The sequence below is a fragment of the Pseudomonas halotolerans genome (assembly GCF_039581215.1).
GTDB classification, from domain to species: Bacteria; Pseudomonadota; Gammaproteobacteria; order Pseudomonadales; family Pseudomonadaceae; genus Aquipseudomonas; species Aquipseudomonas tehranensis.
On the sequence record NZ_JBCNTJ010000002.1, the window covers coordinates 450159 to 467259 of the forward strand.

The following is a 17101-nucleotide window of genomic DNA, read 5'->3' on the forward strand; positions in this document are numbered from 1 at the left end:
GTGGCGAGGGAGCTTGCTCCCGCTGGGCTGCGAAGCGGCCCCAATAACTACCTGGCAACTCGGGGTGTCAGGCAAATCCAGAGGGCCGCTTCGCGACCCAGCGGGAGCAAGCTCCCTCGCCACAGGGATGTGCAAAGTTCGAAAGTCATGCGCCAGGCCAGGTGTCTGAAAGCCGATACCCTTGCGGCCACGGGTCCTCTGGATCCAGCAACAGTTGATGCGTGCCGGTGATCCACGCGCGCCCGGCGATACACGGATAAATCGCCGGGCGCCCGGCCACTTCGGTCAGTGAATCGATACGGCAGTGGAATTCGGAACCGATGATCGAGCGGCCGATGAAGCGCTCCCCCACTTGCATCAACCCCTTGGCATGCAACACCGCCATGCGCGCCGAGCAACCGGTGCCGGTGGGGGAGCGATCGATCTTGCCGGGCTGGATCACCACGGCGTTGGCACCGCTGGCGATGCCGTTCTCCAGGGCGATGGGCGCGGCGATCTGGCAAAACGAGATATGCGACCAGTCAGGGTTCAACGGATGGACAAAACCCAGTTGTTCGTTGGCGGCCCGGGTGATTTTCAGCCCCACGGCCACCAGCTCGGCCGCTTCATCGGGGCGGATGGCAAAACCCAGGCGCTGGGCGTCGACGATGACGAAACTGTCGCCGCCGTAGGCGGTGTCCACCTGCAGCGACCCCAGTCCCTCGACTTCGATCCAGGCATCGAGGCGGTCGGCGAAGGAGGGCACGTTCCTGATCTCCACCCGCTGGACTTTGCCGTCACGACAGTCGGCCACCGCTTCGATCAGCCCGCCGGGAGCTTCGAGGACCAAGCGCGTCTGGGGTTCGGTCATGGGCAGGATGCCGCTGTCCAGCAATACGGTGGCGACGCACAACGAGTTGGAACCGGACATCGGTGGTGTGTCGGCCGGTTCCATGATGATCCAGGCCATCTGCGCTCGTGGGTCTTTGGCGGGCACCAGCAGGTTGACGTGACGGAACACGCCACCACGGGGTTCGTTAAGCACGAAGTTACGCAGGGTCTGGTCCTGGGCGATCCAGCGTGACTGTTCCCATACGGTGGCGCCAGGCGGTGGTGCGACGCCGCCGACGATCACATCGCCGACTTCGCCTTCGGCATGGCAGCTGACGACATGGATGATTTTCGATGAGCGCATGAGTCAAATCCTCGTGTTGTCCTGTAGGGCCCCATCGCGGGCAAGCCTTGCTCCCACAGCGTTCTGTGGCGTCCACAAATCAATGTGGGGGAGAGCCTTGCTCCCACAGCGTTCTGTGGCGTCCACAAATCAATGTGGGGGAGAGCCTTGCTTCCACAGCGTTCTGTAGCGTCCACAAATCAATGTGGGGGAGAGCCTTGCTCCCACAGCGTTCTGTGGCGTTCACAAATCAATGTGGGGGAAAGCCTTGCTTCCACAGAGGTCTGTGGTGTTCACAAAACAATGTGGGAGCAAGGCTTGCCCGCGATGGGGTCATTGGCTATTTCACCGACTTGAGAAACGCCGCCGTCTCCGGCTGCACAGGGTTGCCAATCACCTGATCCGGCGGCCCGATCTCATGGACCCGCCCGTCGCAGAAAAACGCCACGCGGTCGGACACGTCCCGGGCGAAGCGGATCTCGTGGGTCACCAGCACCATGGTCATGCCGTCTTCGGCGAGCATGCGCATGGTGTCCAGCACTTCGCCCACCAATTGCGGGTCCAGGGCCGAGGTGGCTTCGTCGAAGAGCATGTAGTCCGGCGACATCGCCAGGGCCCGGGCGATCGCCATGCGCTGTTGTTGACCACCGGAAAGCTTGCCGGGGAAGGCCTTGAGCTTGTCTCCCAGGCCCACATGCTCCAGCTGTTGCAGCGCCAGCGCTTCGGCCTCCTGCTTGCTTTTGCCCAGCACTTTGCGAGGCGCCAGCATCACGTTTTCCAGCACCGTCAGATGGGGGAAAGCGTTCCATTGCTGGAACACGATGCCGATCTTTTGCCGCAAGCGGTTCAGGTCGGTGGCGCGGTCGTGGACCTGGATGCCGTCCACGCGGATGCTGCCTTTGTGGATCGGCTCCAGGCCGTTGATGCACATCAGCAGGGTCGATTTGCCGGAGCCAGAGCCGCCGATGATCGACACCACTTCCCCTTTGTCCACCGTCAGGCTCACGCCCTTGACCACTTCCAGGTCGCCGAAGGATTTGTGTACGTTCTCGATCTCAATCATTTTCCTGCCACCTTCTTTCCAGACGTGCGCCAAGGCGGGCGACCACCAGGCTCATGACGTAGTAAATGAGGCCCGCAATGCACAGCACCAGCAACGGTTCCTGGATGCGGGTGACGATGGTTTGCGAGGCGCGCAGCAGTTCGACAATGCCGATCCACATCACCAGCGCGGTGTCTTTCATCACGCCTAACACCAGGTTCAGCCAGCCAGGGAATGCGATTCGCGTGGCAATCGGCAGGACGATGTAGCGCAGATCCTGCAGGTAACTCAGGCCCAGGGAACGACTGGCCCGCCGGGTACTCAACGGCACCGCCAGCACGCCACCGCGCACGATCTCGGTGAAGTAGGCGGCAGCGTAGACGCCGAGCACGATGCAACCGACCGCGAAGGCGCTCAGGTTCAGGCCGACGATGCTCTTGAGGGCGTTGAACAGCACGAACTGGATCAGCAGCGGCACGCTGCGAAACACGTCCAGTACCCAGGCCAATGGCAGGCTGGCCCGAGGCAACAATGCCCGTAGCAGGCCGAACAGCAAGCCGGCCAGGGTGCCCAGCAGGATCGACCACGCGGTCAGTTGCAGCGTGACCCAGGCCCCGTCGAGCAAGAACAGCAGGTCGTTAAGGGTGAGGCTGGTTTCAAACATGACGAGACCTCAATAACGAAACAGGCGCCAGGACAACAGCCGGGCCAGCCCGACGATCAGCTTGGCGATCAGGTAGTACAGCAGCGCCGCGAGGGCGAAGTATTCGAAGGTGCGGAAGGTCTTGACGTTGTATTCCTGAGTGACGCCGGTGAGGTCGTTGTTCAGGCCCACGACCACACCCAGGGAGGTCATCAGCACCGCCCAGACCATCTGGTTGGTCAGCGGGTAGAACACAATGCGCAGCAGTTGCGGGACGATGATCATTCGGTAGGCCTGCCAGGCACTCATGCCCAGGGAGCGGGCGGCGCGCATCTGCGTACTCGGCACGGCCTTGAGGCCGCCGCGAAAGTTTTCCGCCAGGTAACCGGCGTTGTTGAAGGTGATCCCGGCCAGCAACGCCAGCCAGGAACTGACGTGCAGCCCGAGAGAGCCGAGGCCGAAGTAGAGGATGTAGATCTGGAACAGCGAAGGCGTGTTGCGGGCGATCGACACCCAGCCGTTGCCCACGCCACGCAGCAGCGGATGGCGGGCCTGGCGCATCACCGTCAGCGCCAGGGCGATCAGCACGCCGAAGATCATCGACAGCGCCGCAGTCTCGAAAGTGACCCAGGCCCCGGCGAGCATGTCGGGCAGGGCACGCAAGGCCGGGCGCCACTGGAAACTGTAGTCAAACATCGGTCAGCCCCCCCGTATGGACAGTCGGTTGCAGCCACGTCGGCGGTTGGCCGCTGGCCGTTGCGCTGCACGCGGCTTCAACGCATTGCGCGAGGCAGGCAAAGTGCACGCCGCGACCGACCAGACCCGGCGCGTAATGGGCATATTTACCGGAGTTGGTCATCAGGGTGGTGGCGTGGGGCGGGATGACCGGCTCGCCCAACATGCACCAGCAGGTGTCGGTGACCAGGAGCGCGCCGAAGGCTTCGATGGCCTGCAGGTGGCCCGCCTCGCGAGCCTGTTCCAGTACCGCTCGGCCACAGGTGATCGCCAGCACCACATCCGGATGTTTGTGGCGGCCTGCGCACAGGGCCGACAGGTCGGCAAATTCGCTGAGGGAAAAATGCGGGTTACCCAGGGAGACGACGTCCACATGGCGGTGCCGGGCGCTGTTGAGTTCGCGCCAACTGGCGAGCAGGCCGGCAGCGCTGACAGTGTCCTGCGCCAAGCTGATACCTGGCGCCAGGACGTCGGCAGGGTCGAGGGCCTCGGGCGTCACCCCAGCGATGTGGAACAGCGGCGCGGCGCTGGTGGTGGCGAACGCGGCGCCGAAGGCTTTCAAGTCATCCCGCGTGGGGGCGGCGTGCTGCAGGCCGCGGATCAGTGGAATGCGACGGCCCGTCAGGCTGCCGATGTGATAACCCAGCAGCGGATAGAAGCTGTCGTCCACGGACTCCAACGGCGGCACATCGATAATCAGCGCGGCTTTGCGCTGCGCGTCAAGATGGCAGCCGGTCAATGGCGCACGGCCGCAGAGGGCGATGCAGATGTCCAGGAAGTCCGGGTACTTCTGCGTGCGGGCACCGAGCACGCTGTTGGCGTAGACCACGGCGTTGGATTCGGCCCAGACGATTTGTTCGCCAGCCTTGGGCGCACTGTCGAGCAGGTAGGGGGCACAGGTGAAACTCAACTGCGCACCCATTGCCATGTAGGCATCACCCAAAGCACTGGCCGGCTCACCCAGGGCCGGGTCGACGCCCAGCTCCCGCCAGCGCCGCTGGTCCACGGAAATTGAATTGAGCGTAGTGGGCACGCGCACCTTCGCGCCCCACTGCACCAGTTGTTCGGCAAAACGCAGGCTGGCCGGGCCGGTATAGATGCAGCCATCGATGTGGGCCTGGGTCACATCCAACAGGTGTGTGGCGCCCTGGATCTCGGCCATGCGCAATACAATGTGCATCGCGACCTGGGCCGCCTTGCCGTGGCTGCCGTCGAGCAGCGCCTGGTCCTCTTCGCTGAGGCGGATGGCTGAACAGTTGAGCGCGGGGGGTGGAAAGTCCAGCCCGTGCCAGCCGTCGTTGGGGCGCTGACCCGACAAGGTCAGGCAAGCGCCTTCAATGCGCACAAAACCCTGACCGCGCAACCGGTTGAAGGCCTCGCGCCCGACACACACCACCGGCAGGGAGCGCTGGAAAATCACCTGCGCCACCAACACGCCCAGGGTCAGGATTTCATCTGCCTCGGCCAGCACCAGGGCCGCAGGGGCGTGACCGTTGCTGATCAGCTCCATCAGCACGCTGCTGCCGGTGCAGGAGCCACGCCCGCTGGGAATCGCCAGCACGCGCCCGGCCAGGCGTTCGCCGCTCAACGGATGATGGCGGTCAATGACCTCGCCGCTGGCCGGATCGACCCCGCCCCAGAAACTCAGGCCCACATCGGCGTACAGCAGGGTGCCCTGGGCGGCACCCTCCACCAGACTTCGGCCCATCACACGGGTAGGCGTGCTTGGCATGCTCCAATCCTCAGTAATAAACCTGCGGCACCACCAGGTCGGCCGGCGGGATGTCGGTGCCCACCCATTTGACGAACAGCTCCTTGTAACGGCCAGTGCGCACCTGCTGATTGACGAAGAGGTTGAGGTAGTTGATCAGGCCGTACTCGTTGCGCTTGGCGCCCAGGGACACGTAGTCGATGACATAGGGCGCGTTGCCGGCGATTTTCAGGTTCTTGTACTTGCCCGACTTGAGGGTCGCGGCCGCCACGGTGTTGGTCACCACGGTCGCATCGATGTGTCCTTGGGCGACGGCCAGCAGCGTGTCGTTCTGCGACTGGTAGGCGCGGAAACTGCCGCTGCCCCAACTCTTCTGGTCTTTTTCCAGGGCGATGGCTTCGTAGGTGCCGCTGGTGTTACCCAGAGGTTTGCCTTTGAGGTCGTCGTAGCTGTTGATGCCGGTATCGTCGCGGGTCAGCACCACCATCTGAAACGCGAAGTAGGGCACGGTCAGGCCCACGGTCTTGGCCCGTTCCAGAGTGTCGGAGGTTGAGGCGACGATCACGTCCGCCCGGCCGGATACAAGTGCCGGGATCCGGTCCGGGAACGGTGTTTCCACCACTTCGGGTTCCACGCCGAGGACTTTCGCCAGGTCGTGGCAATAGTCCACGTCAAAACCAGCGGGTTTATTGCCAGCGTCACGAAAACCCATGGGCGGGAAGTCCAGGGTCACGGCGCAGCGCAGTGTGCCGGAGCCGATGATGTCGTCGAGTTTGTCGGCGTGAGCGGGGGCGATGAAAAGGGGCGTGAGGGCAACGCTCAGGGCTACAGCCAATGCAGGGTTTTTCATAAATGCCTCGCTGTCGAATAAATGCGGATGAAATATCGTATTGAGGATTTCGTATACGATATTAAATAAAGCAAGCAACGTGCCGATTTGAGGTTGAGTCAGCAGGTCTCGGTAAGGTGTTGATGTGCATGCGTTAAAAGATTTTCGGCTGCGACAGGGCCCGTGCAGCGCTTCAACGCGATGTTACAGATGGGAGCAATCGGACAGCGCCATGCCCCGCCAGGGAACACCGGTCAGCGCTGATTTTCGCGATACTGGCTGGGCGAAAGGCTGGTCAAGGCACGGAACTGCCGGCTGAACGCGCTGTGATCGGTGTACCCGCAGCGCAAGGCGATTTCGGTGATGGGCAGGTCGTGGTCCAGTAACAACCGCGAGGCTTCTTCCAACCGCGCCTTGTGAATCATCTGCCGAGGGGTGAGCTGGAAGATGCGTTTGCAGTGGCGCTCCAGCTGCGCCACCGACAATCCGGCGATGGCGGTCAGGTCGGCAAGGCTGATGGGGTGGGCGAAGTGCTGCTTGATATGAGCATCCACCGCCGCCAGCTTGTGGAACGCGGGGTGACTCGACTGGGGCAGTTGCAGGTCGCGGGAAATCCCGGCCAGGCCGACGATCTGGCCGTTGGGCTGGTGCAGGGCGAGTTTATGAGTCAGGCACCACACCGGCTGGTTGCCGTAGTACAGGTGCAGTTCGAGCTGGTCGGCCAGTTCCCGGCCGCTGGCCAGCACCCGTCGGTCCTGCTCGGTGTACAACGGGCCGAAACGCTCGGGAAAGACCTGTTCGGCGGTGAGGCCCAGCAGGTCGCTGCTTTGTTTGAAGCCGCAACGCCGGGCCAGGGTCTGGTTGACGAAGGCGTAGCGGGCTTGCCTGTCCTTGATGAAAAACACCACGTCCGACAGGGTGTCGAGCAACGGCGCGATGGGTTGCAGGCTGTTGAGCAGGGTGGGCAAATCGCAGGGGGCGAAGGACGTGAGCGTGGGGTACATGGTCCAGCATCGCCTCTTGGTGGAACGAGTTTGCTTGCGGTAGCGCAGTGTCGATCGAAAATAATGGGCTTGTCACGCCGTAATCGCACGGTGGTTCGCACAGTTCTTTATGAACGACCCGAAGCAATTGTGGGAGCGAGCCTGCTCGCGATAGCGGAGTGTCAGTCAACATCAATGCTGCTGAGCCGGCGCTATCGCGAGCAGGCTCGCTCCCACAGGGGGATCTTGTGCCGGGCTCAAGTGGGCGGGGGTTGTTCCAGGTGCAACAAAGTCTCGATCCGCGCCGGGCTGAAGGGCGGGCGCGGCGTGGGTGAGGGCCAGCCGAACAGATGGTCCAGCGCAGCACCGCAAACCCGCCCCTGGCAGGCGCCCATGCCGCACCGGCTCGCCAGTTTCGCTGCGCGCCAGTCCTGGTGGCCGACCAGCTCGCCATACGGCACGTCTTCGCAGCGGCACACCAGCGTGTCGTCCCGAGCGAGGGTCTTGAGTCGCTGGTCCAAGGCGAAGGCCTTGTTCAAAGCCCGGGCGAAACCTTGCCAGCGTGCCCGGCGAGGCCACAAGTGTTGGGCGGCGACGCTATTGCCGACGGCGCTGTGGCCGGCGATGGCGCCTTCCACCAGCGCCAGCTCGCTGCCACCGAACCCGGTGCATTCGCCGGCGGCGTAATGATCGCGGCGGGTGGTCGCTTGCCAGGCGTCAACAGCCAGCGCCTGGCCTTCAAGACCGCAGCCCAGGGCCTGGCCGAGCTGAGTATTGGGAATGAGCCCGAAACCACAGGCAAGACGGTCACAGGCCAGTTCAAGTGTCTCGCCCCGGTGTAGCAAGCGCACGCCCTCAAGCCGCTCACGACCCAGGGCCTCCAGCACATGAGTGCCGGTGCAGTAGTTCGGATCGAAAAGGCTCAATGACTGCAAAAATTTGCCCGGCCAGCGTGGCAGCTGCGCGGCGAAACCAGCGACGGCGCCACGACTGGCTTGCTCGGCGATCCGCAGTACCTGGGCTCCTTGATGTTTGGCGGTGGCGGCGCTGGCCAGCAGCAACGGTCCGCTGCCGGCGATCACCAACCGTTCGCCGCGCACTGGCAGGCCACTCTTGATCAATGCTTGTAAGCCACCGACAGCGGTCACCCCCGGCAACGTCCAGCCGGGGAAGGGCAGCAGCAGTTCGCGCGCGCCGGTGCACAGGATCAAGCGCTGGTAGGTGATCTGCCAGCCGCGCTCGGCATCTTCCACCAGCAGGGTTTTATCGGCGGCACAGGCGATGACCCGGGTGCCGGCATGGCAGTGCACATTGGCGCAGGCATGCAATGAGTCGCGCAGATGTCGGGCCTCGGCGGGGAGGTGGGCGTGGGGGCCGTCGCGCCAGATCTGCCCGCCCGGTAATGGATTGTCATCCAGCAGCACAATGCGCGTGCCGCTGCTTGCCGCAGCCAGGGCGGCGGCCATGCCGGCGGGGCCGGCGCCAATGATCAACAGGTCGGTGGTTTCGTTCATGGCCGTGTTTGCACCTGCATGCCATCGCGGCACAGCGTCTGGCAGGCCAAGCGGCGATGGCCATCGATCATCACCCGGCATTCCTGGCAAATGCCCATGCCGCACAAGGGCGCGCGGCGCTGGCCGCTGACCGAAGTGCGGCTGCAACCGTCCGAGCCCAAGGCCAACGCCGCCGCAACGCTGGTGCCGTTGGCGACCGACAAGGGGCGGCCGTCGAGGAATAATTCAGGCATGGGCCGCTTCTCCGAGGAAACGCTGTGGCAGGTAAGCTTGAGGGGCAAGCGGTGAGGCTTCGTTGAATAGTTGCGCGGCCAGTAAGTCAGCCGTTGCGGGTGCCGTTGTGACACCGAGGCCTTCGTGACCCACCGCCAGCCACAGGCCAGGGCGCTGCGGATGTTGCCCCACCAGCGGCAAGCCGTCGGGGCTGGCGGCGCGAAAGCCGGTCCAGGCGCGGATGCCGTTGAGGTGTGCCAGGCCTGGCATGTAGTCGACCGCACGCTTGAGCATCTTTGCCAGCATCCAGCCTTCCACCTGCGGGTCGACGGTGCCGAACTGACGTGAGGCGCCAATGAACAGTTGCCCGGTCGGGCGCGGCTGGATGTTACAGGCCACCGATGGCCCGCTGGCGTTGTGGGCACTGGTGACATAGCCCAGTTCCACCAGGGTGTGGGTGACCGTCGCGGGGTAACGATCGGTGATCAGCAAATGGCCCTTCTTGGCTTCGATCGGCAACTCCGGGCACAGCTCGGTGGCCTGGATGCCATTGGCGAGAATCACCGCTTCGGCGTTCAACCAGCGACCGTCCTCAAGACGCACCCGATGGCCGTCCACTTCAACGACCTGGGCGCGTTGCTGATCAATATTGGCCTCGTCCAGCATCCAGCGCGCGGCGGCCGGCGCATACAGGATCCCGTCACCCTTGATCAGCAGGCCGCCCTCCAGACCTTCGCGCAGTTGCGGCTCGCGCTGCTGCAGGGCCGTACGACCGATCAGCTCGCAGTCTTCGCCATGGGCCAGCAGATTCAGGTACTTGCTATGGGCAATGGCCATTTCCTCGGCATTGGCCGCCAGCCACAGGGTGCCGTTGTTGCGCCACGCGCAGGCGTCGGGCAAGGCCGGGGCCAACTGGCGCCAGCGCTGCAGGGAATATTGACTGAGGGCCAATTCCGCCGGGTTGTCGTCCAGCACCAGCAAGTGGCCCATGCCAGCGGCTGTGGCGCCGTGCCAACCGGCATCGAGTACCAGGACCTTCAAGCCTCGCCGGGCCAACGTTCGGGCGCAGGCGGCGCCGATGATGCCGGCACCGATGATGATCACATCGGCGACGTGGCCGGGGTTCACGGGACGATGCCCCAGGCGAAAGGATCATCCGGCTCAATGACCAACGTGGTTTCGGCGCTGATATAGGCGCGGCCGCGAATGGTCGGCACGATGCGCTCGCCGTCGAACTCATAGGAGCCTTCGAATTCGCTGCCAATGACACTGGCCTGGCGCCAGATCTGCCCGGGTTGCAGTTTGCCGTCCGCAGCCAGGCACGCCAGTTTGGCGCTGGTGCCGGTGCCGCATGGGGAGCGGTCATACGCCTTGCCGGGGCAGAGCACGAAGTTGCGACTGTCGGCTTGCGGGTCATCGGCGAACAGTTCGATGTGATCGATCAGGCCACCGTCCTCACCCCGCAAGCCTTGCTGCTCCAAGGCCTGCTGCACGGCGTAGGTGTAGGTGGTCAACGCGTCGAGGTTGTCGCCCGCCACGCGCTGGCCATGGTCAGCGATCAGGAAAAACCAGTTGCCGCCCCAGGCCACATCGCCCACCACCGGGCCGATACCGGGCACCTTCAGGCTCAGGGCCTTGCGGTAACGGTAGGCCGGCACATTGCGTACGCTGACCGAACGGTCCTCATGCAAGGTCGCTTGCACCGTGCCCACCGGGGTTTCAACGGAGTGCACGCCAGGGCCGATCTTGCCCAGGTGGGCCAGTGACGTCACCAGGCCGATGGTGCCGTGGCCGCACATGCCCAGGTAGCCGCTGTTGTTGAAGAAGATCACCCCGGCACAGGCGCTCGGATCCTGCGGCTCACAGAGCAGCGCCCCCACCAGCACATCGTTGCCGCGCGGTTCCAGCACGCAGGCGGTGCGCCAGGCGTCGTGTTGGGTCGCCAGACGCTGGCGGCGCTCGGCCATACTGCCTTTGCCCAGATCCGGAAAACCGTCGGTGACCAGGCGGGTCGGTTCGCCGCCGGTATGGGAGTCGATCACGGTGATGCGTTTCATGGGAGGCCACGTCCGTTCAGGTGAGTGAACGCAAGCGTGGCCCGTGCAGGCGGCTGGCGGCTTGATGGATTTAGCCTGTGCTCATGACGAAATCGGCACAGTCCGGATCCATCAGTGACTGGCAGGCAAAAACTCGAACAGCGTCCGGCACACGCCGGCGATATGTTCATCGAGTAACTTCACTGCCCGCTCAACATCACCCGCGCGGCAGGCTTTGATGATTTCCCGGTGCTCGTGATCGGCGCGGTCCTTGCCGGCGGACAGGCTCATTTGCATGCGCAAATAGCGTTCCAGCTTGTCGTGGACCGAACGGATCAGACCCACCAGAAAGGGCCGTTGCGCCGGCTCGTAGAGGCAGGCATGCAGTTGCCAGTTGAGCTCGGCCCAACGGCCCACGTCGTCCTCACCGATGAACTCCTGGCAAATGCCTTCGGCGCGAGCAAACGTTTCTTCGGTCATGTGGGGAATTGCCAGGCGCAGCACTTTGTCTTCCAGCAGCATCCGCACCTCGAACATCTGCGCCAGCTCCGCCTCGGAAATGCGTGTGACCATCGCCCCGCGATTGCGCTGGAACATCACCAGCCCCTCGGCTTCCAGGCGCTTGAGCGCTTCGCGCACGGGAATCTTGCTGACGTTGAACTGCCGCGCGATGTCGTCCTGGCGAATCGGCTCGTCCTCGGCAAAATGCCCGGCCACGATGGCTTCGCGCAGATGACGGGTGATGATTTCCGAAGTGGAAGGGGTGTTGCCCAGATCAGGCAGATTGAACTTGGATAAGGTCACGGCGGCAATCGTTTGGCTTGGTTGGGGATATGGTATACGACTTTGCCCGCTGCCGTGTCGAGCTGTCCCCGGCATGACCTGCGGTGCCCTTGGCACGTTGTTCTGCAAAGGTATTTTATAGAGGGTGTGAATAGGAATTCATATCAAACAAGAATGAGTTGCTGTATCTTTCACGACACATTTTGGTCGGCCTCAGGGGGCTGACGTACTTTCATTAGGATTGTGCATCGATGCGTCGGATTCTCGTTTCACTGTGTGTGCTCCAGGCTTATTCCGTATCCACGTGGGCAGACGAGCCCATGGCCGCAACCTCCGCGCCATTGGAACTGCAAGCCACGGACATCGTGGGGCTTTCGGATATCGAGTCCGCACAGGGGCCCGTCAAGGGATATCACGCGACCCGTTCAGCCAGCGCGACACGTACCGACACCGCGATCCATGAAACCCCACAGTCCATTTCCGTGGTGTCGCGCGACGTGGTGGAAGACCTCAGCGCCACCCGACTGCAAGACGCACTCGATTACGCCGGCGGGGTCGGCAGGGCGAACAACTTCGGCGGCCAGGGCCTGACCACGTTCACGGTTCGTGGCTTTACCACGGGCGAGTTCTACCGCAACGGTTTCCCGATCAACCGCGGTTACCCGAACATGCCAGATGCCAACACCATCGAGCGCCTGGAAGTGCTGCGCGGCCCGGCGACGATGCTGTACGGTCGCGGCGATCCAGGCGGCACTTTCAACGTGGTGTCCAAGCAGCCATTGGCCGAACGCACCGTAACCCTGGGCAGCCAGGTCAGCGACCAGGGCATGCGGCGCGGCACCCTGGATGCTTCAGGCCCGCTGGACGAAGAAGGGCGCCTGGCTTATCGCCTGAACGTGATCGGCGAGGGCGGCGATACGTTCCGCGACCACGTCGAGACCGAACGCTACGGCATTGCGCCGGTGGTGACCTGGCAGGTCAACGACACCACGCGCCTGACCTTCGAAGGCGACTTCATGCGCAACAATGCGCCGCTGGACCGTGGCCTGACCCATTACGCCGGCCAGCGCGGCACCGCCTCGCGCGATACGTTCTTCGGCGAAAAAGACGCCGGCAAGTTGCACAACGACAACAACATGCTGCAGGTGCGCTTCGAGCACATGCTCAACGACGACTGGACCCTGGCCGGTGGGACCCAGTGGCTGGACGGCACCCTGCAGGGCAACGCCGTGGAAGGCAACAGCATCGGCGCCGATGGGCGTACGCTGAGTCGCAACTTCAACTATCGCAAACTGGAATGGACTGACCGGGACACGCAACTCAATCTCACCGGGCATTTTTCCACGGGCGGGTTCGAGCACACGCTGTTGACCGGCATCGAGTACGAAGACTACGACTACCAGTCGATCATCAAGCGATCCTCCGGCGCCGTCGGTGCCTACCCGATCGATATCTTCGATCCGGTGTATGGCCAGCCACGCCCGGCGTTGACGCGCACCCCCACCGATGATCAGGAAAACCTCAAGACGTTCGGCGTGTTCATTCAGGACCAAGTGGCGCTCACCGAACGTTTGAAGGTGCTGGCGGGGGCGCGTTTCGAGCGCTTTGAGCATGAATACGAGACCTTCGTCCCTGTACCCCCACCCCAGCAGCCGGGCAGCAGAAACTGGGACATCAGCCACAACGCCGTCACCCCACGCCTGGGAGTGATCTACGACCTGACCGACACGGTGGCTGTCTACGCCAACACCGCCCGCTCGTTCAAACCCAACAACGGTGCCAGTCGCGGAGGCGGCGGGTTCAAGCCGGAAGAGGGCAAGTCTTATGAGATGGGGGTCAAGTGGGAAGCCTTGGATCGTCAGTTGAGTGTCGATGCGGCGGTGTACCAGATCGAAAAGCGTAATGTGCTCACCACGGATCCAGTGGATTCCGCCTTCAGCGTGGCCGCTGGCGAAGTGCGCAGCCGTGGTTTTGACCTGAATGTGGCAGGTAATTTGACGCCGGAGTGGCGCGTGATCGGTGGTTACGCGTATGTGGATGCCGAAGTGACCAAGGACATCAATATCCCGTCCGGCACCCGCTTGCTCAACGTGCCCAAAAACACCTTCAGCCTGTTGAACGTCTATGAGTTCCAGGATGGCGGCCTCAAAGGGCTGGGCCTGGGACTCGGCGCCAAATATGTGGATGAACGGGCCGGCCAGACGGCGGCCAATGCATTCTCCATGGACAGCTACACCGTGGTGGACTTGCTCGGCTACTACAAGGTCAACGAGCGGATCCGCCTCAATCTGGACCTGAAGAACCTGTTCGACGCCGACTACGAAGAAGGCGCTTTCGGCAACGTCTATGCCTACCCAGGCGCACCGCGGACGGTACAGGCCGGGATTTCCTACACCCTTTGAAGTCACGCGCAGTCCAGGTGGGAGCGAGCTTGCTCGCGATAGCGTCGGGTCAGTCAATCAGAGGCTGACTGGCTGGACCTCATCGCGAGCAAGCTCGCTCCCACAGTTTTTCCTACCACTTACCGGTGCTCATCCCACCGTCCACCGGCAAAATCGCGCCGGTCGTGAAATCAGCGCCTGCCAGGTACAGCACCGCTTCGGCGATTTCCTTGATGGTGCCCACACGACCGGCCGGGGCCAGGTTGTTGAGAAACTCACGATGGGCCGGGTCATGCATGGGCGTGTCAATGATGCCCGGTGCAACCGCGTTGACCTTGATGTTATGAGGCGAAAGCTCCAGCGCGAGGGCACGGGTCATCTGGTTGACCCCGCCCTTGATCAACACCGGCAGCGCCGCCGGCACCTGGATGTTCGGTTGCAGGGCCACGGCGGCCGAAATGTTGATGATGAAGCCTTGCTGGCGCCCGATCATGTGCGCGGCCGCCGCCTGACTGGCGTAGACCAGCCCCTTGAGGTTGGTGTCCAGCAGCGCGTCCAGGTCTTGGGGGGTGTATTCGATGAAGGGTTTTGGCAGGAAGAAACCGGCGTTGTTTACCAGTCCGTCAACGGCTGTGAAAGCCTCGATGGCCTTGGCGATAAGCCGGGTGGAGGTGGCCGGGTCAGCGATATCACCGGCCACGCCAAGGAAATTCGCCGGATGGCCGAGCTGTTGCGCGGCGCTGTCCAGGCCGGACTGGGAGCGGGCATTGCCCACCACGTTATAGCCGCGATCCAGGAACGCCTGGACCAGACCCAGGCCGATGCCGCTGGAAGCGCCGGTGATGATGACGGTTTTGTTGAGGTTCATGATGGGACTCCTGATCAATGGAATTGAAACCGTTGCGCCGATGTTGGCGGTGGTTGAGATCAGGGTATTGATGCGCTTGGGTTTGATAAACCAGGGTTCTGGTATTTGAGTTGATACCTGATGTAATCAATTGTTTGATCACCACACAGCTAGTGTGGGAGCGGGCTTGCTCGCGAATGCGGTGGGTCAGCCACCGAAGTTTTGACTGATACACCGCCTTCGCGAGCAAGCCCGCTCCCACAGGGTTAATCACCAGGCACAAAAAAGCCCGGTCAATCAGACCGGGCTTGGAAGGGCAGAACGTCACTCTTTGGGAAGACTTCGGTATTGCGTTGTCGTCATACCCGCATACCCCCAGTTATCCGTATCGACCTCCTCTATCACGATGTGGGTCAAGTGCGGGTCCTTGCCCAGCACCCGCTGGAGGGTTTCGGTGATCTCGGAAATGACCTGGGCTTTCTGCTCGCGAGTGACGCCGTCGCGGGTAATACGCACATTGACGAAAGGCATGAGGCACTCCTGCTGATGAGAAATAAGCGCAGGAGGGTTCCCGCGCCACGAGGGCCACTATATTTATACGCCGGCGGCTGATAAACAGGTGTCTGGAATCTTCAGTTGATACGCGGTGTAACGAATCATGAAGCGGCATTTCGAAGACCTGCAATTGGGCAGCATAGAACTGTTCTGTCTGGCGGCCGAGGCAGGGAGTTTCACCGCCGCGGCCCAGCTTGCCGGTGTGACTCCAGCGGCGGTGAGTCGCTCGATTTTTCGCCTGGAGGAGCGCCTGGGCTCACGGCTTTTCGTGCGTACCACCCGCAGCATCCGCCTGACGGAAGCCGGCAAGACCTATTTCGAGCAATGCCGGCACGCGCTGACGCAACTGGTGGAGGCGCAACAGCAAATGATGGGTGCGCAAGCGGTGCCGTCCGGACAACTGCGCATCAGCCTTCCCACCACTTACGCTCATCACCGGATCCTGCCGCTGCTGCCGGCATTTCGGGCGCTGTACCCACAAGTGACCGTGGACATGCACCTGAGCAATCGAAACATCGATTTCGTTGCCGAAGGTTATGACCTGGCGATTCGGGTGCGAGCGCAACCCGACTCATCGATGATCGCTCGGCTGCTGGAAGACGCAAAACTGGTGGTGGTCGCGTCCCCAGATTACTTGCGCAAGGCCGGCACGCCGCAGGTCCTTGAAGACCTGGACGATCACGAGTGCATCCAGTTCGAGTTGCCCAGCAGCGGGCGGCGGATTTCCTGGTTGTTCAATGTCGAAGGCAAGGAAAAGGAGGTGTTCGGCGAAGGGGGTTATTGCTGTTCGGACGATGTGCTCGGGGGCGTGACGCTGGCCAAACATGGCGCCGGCTTGTTCCAGACCTACAAATTCATCGTGGAGCAGGAACTGGCCAACGGGCAGTTGGTGGAGGTACTTGCGCCTTTCGCGGGGCGCTCACGTCCGTTCACCTTGCTGTATCCCCACGGTCGGTACGTGCCGCAGCGCGTGCGCGCCTTTGTCGATTTCCTGCTGCAGTACCGCCAGCAATGGACCGAAGCCTGAAGCAAGGCGTCAGGGCAGAACAGACATCCTTGTGGCGAGGGAGCTTGCTCCCGCTGGGCTGCGTAGCGGCCCCTTTTTTGCGGTCGCTTCACAACCGAGCGGGAGCAAGCTCCCTCGCCACAATGGATCACCTGAGGCTCACATAATGCGCTTGTCGCAGAGGTACCCGGCCTAGCCCGGTATCAGAACCGAAACGCCTGCCGCCCAATCAACAACCACTTGCCGTTTTTCTGCTTCTGCCAGATCTGAAAGTTCTCGATTTCCGTCGGAACCACTTCAGTACCTTTGAGCGCCTGGGCGGAGAAGTGGTGGCGCACCAGGGCCACATCGCCTGACAGGGTGATCTTCTGATCTTTCATTTCCAGGGTCTTGAACGCGCTCTTGCCGGTTTCGATGTCGGCAATGAAGGCTTTCTTGTCCTGGATTTTCCCGCTGGAATGTCCGTAGGTCAGGTTTTCGGCGGCCAGTGCCTGGAGTTGCGGAGTGTCTTTGTGCAGCATGGCTTGGGTCAGATGGTCGACGGCCTGGGCCACTTCCTGCTCGGCCGGTGAAGAGGCAGCCGCGACGTAGCCGCTGAACAGGCACAGAAAGCTGATGACCAATGTGGCTTTTTTCATGGGTATTTCCTTATTTTTGTAGGTATCGGAGC

The 17101-nt window shown here is 62.5% G+C and carries 17 protein-coding genes; 2 read left to right on the plus strand and 15 right to left on the minus strand.

Features of this window, described 5'->3' with window-relative positions; translation table 11 throughout:
* Positions 1–145 precede the first annotated feature (145 nt).
* The 12 genes from AAIS01_RS04505 to AAIS01_RS04560 all read right to left on the minus strand — a co-directional run bounded on the left by AAIS01_RS04505 (position 146) and on the right by AAIS01_RS04560 (position 11663).
* On the minus strand, positions 146–1174 hold the full coding sequence (locus tag AAIS01_RS04505; protein WP_343467977.1) for a trans-3-hydroxy-L-proline dehydratase: 1029 nt from the start codon (positions 1172–1174) through the stop codon (positions 146–148).
* Between the two features lie 319 nt (positions 1175–1493).
* Positions 1494–2216 carry an amino acid ABC transporter ATP-binding protein gene (locus tag AAIS01_RS04510; protein WP_343467978.1) on the minus strand — a complete coding sequence of 241 codons (723 nt, stop codon included), beginning with the start codon at positions 2214–2216 and terminating at the stop codon, positions 1494–1496.
* A complete protein-coding gene (locus AAIS01_RS04515) occupies positions 2209–2859 on the minus strand; it encodes an amino acid ABC transporter permease (protein ID WP_343467979.1) in 651 nt (216 codons plus the stop codon). The genes AAIS01_RS04510 and AAIS01_RS04515 overlap by 8 nt, the downstream gene beginning before the upstream one ends.
* Positions 2860–2868: 9 nt before the next feature.
* Positions 2869–3534, minus strand: coding sequence for an amino acid ABC transporter permease (locus AAIS01_RS04520; protein WP_343467980.1), 666 nt, complete (start codon positions 3532–3534; stop codon positions 2869–2871).
* Positions 3527–5305: a cis-3-hydroxy-L-proline dehydratase gene (gene lhpI / locus AAIS01_RS04525; protein WP_343467981.1), complete on the minus strand. Its 1779-nt coding sequence runs from the start codon at positions 5303–5305 to the stop codon at positions 3527–3529. The genes AAIS01_RS04520 and lhpI overlap by 8 nt, the downstream gene beginning before the upstream one ends.
* Positions 5306–5315: 10 nt before the next feature.
* Positions 5316–6134 (minus strand): ABC transporter substrate-binding protein, encoded by an 819-nt coding sequence (locus AAIS01_RS04530; RefSeq protein ID WP_092455506.1) that lies wholly within the window; start codon positions 6132–6134, stop codon positions 5316–5318.
* 233 nt (positions 6135–6367) lie between these two features.
* A complete protein-coding gene (locus AAIS01_RS04535; RefSeq protein ID WP_343467982.1) occupies positions 6368–7117 on the minus strand; it encodes an AraC family transcriptional regulator in 750 nt (249 codons plus the stop codon).
* 236 nt (positions 7118–7353) lie between these two features.
* Positions 7354–8610, minus strand: a complete 1257-nt coding sequence (locus tag AAIS01_RS04540) for an FAD-dependent oxidoreductase (RefSeq protein WP_343467983.1) — start codon at positions 8608–8610, stop codon at positions 7354–7356.
* Positions 8607–8843 carry a 2Fe-2S iron-sulfur cluster-binding protein gene (locus tag AAIS01_RS04545; RefSeq protein ID WP_343467984.1) on the minus strand — a complete coding sequence of 79 codons (237 nt, stop codon included), beginning with the start codon at positions 8841–8843 and terminating at the stop codon, positions 8607–8609. Before AAIS01_RS04545 ends, AAIS01_RS04540 begins: the two co-directional genes overlap by 4 nt.
* Positions 8836–9951 (minus strand): NAD(P)/FAD-dependent oxidoreductase, encoded by a 1116-nt coding sequence (locus AAIS01_RS04550; RefSeq protein ID WP_343467985.1) that lies wholly within the window; start codon positions 9949–9951, stop codon positions 8836–8838. The genes AAIS01_RS04545 and AAIS01_RS04550 overlap by 8 nt, the downstream gene beginning before the upstream one ends.
* On the minus strand, positions 9948–10880 hold the full coding sequence (locus AAIS01_RS04555; RefSeq protein ID WP_343467986.1) for a 4-hydroxyproline epimerase: 933 nt from the start codon (positions 10878–10880) through the stop codon (positions 9948–9950). Before AAIS01_RS04555 ends, AAIS01_RS04550 begins: the two co-directional genes overlap by 4 nt.
* Positions 10881–10991: 111 nt before the next feature.
* A complete protein-coding gene (locus AAIS01_RS04560; RefSeq protein ID WP_092398701.1) occupies positions 10992–11663 on the minus strand; it encodes a GntR family transcriptional regulator in 672 nt (223 codons plus the stop codon).
* A gap of 230 nt (positions 11664–11893) precedes the next feature.
* Between AAIS01_RS04560 and AAIS01_RS04565 the strand changes: the two genes are divergently transcribed.
* The gene (locus tag AAIS01_RS04565; RefSeq protein WP_214914964.1) at positions 11894–14044 is read left to right on the plus strand and encodes a TonB-dependent siderophore receptor; all 2151 of its coding nucleotides are present in this window, start codon (positions 11894–11896) and stop codon (positions 14042–14044) included.
* Between the two features lie 112 nt (positions 14045–14156).
* Here AAIS01_RS04565 and AAIS01_RS04570 read toward each other — a convergent pair whose 3' ends face one another.
* Positions 14157–14891 (minus strand): SDR family NAD(P)-dependent oxidoreductase, encoded by a 735-nt coding sequence (locus tag AAIS01_RS04570; RefSeq protein ID WP_343467987.1) that lies wholly within the window; start codon positions 14889–14891, stop codon positions 14157–14159.
* A gap of 303 nt (positions 14892–15194) precedes the next feature.
* Positions 15195–15401: a tautomerase family protein gene (locus tag AAIS01_RS04575; RefSeq protein WP_003202537.1), complete on the minus strand. Its 207-nt coding sequence runs from the start codon at positions 15399–15401 to the stop codon at positions 15195–15197.
* A 127-nt stretch (positions 15402–15528) separates the two neighbouring features.
* Here AAIS01_RS04575 and AAIS01_RS04580 point away from each other — a divergent pair, with 127 nt between their 5' ends.
* Entirely contained in the window at positions 15529–16452 is a 924-nt protein-coding gene (locus tag AAIS01_RS04580) for a LysR family transcriptional regulator (RefSeq protein ID WP_343467988.1), read from the plus strand.
* A gap of 182 nt (positions 16453–16634) precedes the next feature.
* On the opposite strand, the gene AAIS01_RS04585 is transcribed toward AAIS01_RS04580, so the two are convergent.
* The gene (locus AAIS01_RS04585) at positions 16635–17069 is read right to left on the minus strand and encodes a nuclear transport factor 2 family protein (RefSeq protein ID WP_343467989.1); all 435 of its coding nucleotides are present in this window, start codon (positions 17067–17069) and stop codon (positions 16635–16637) included.
* Positions 17070–17101: the final 32 nt, after the last annotated feature.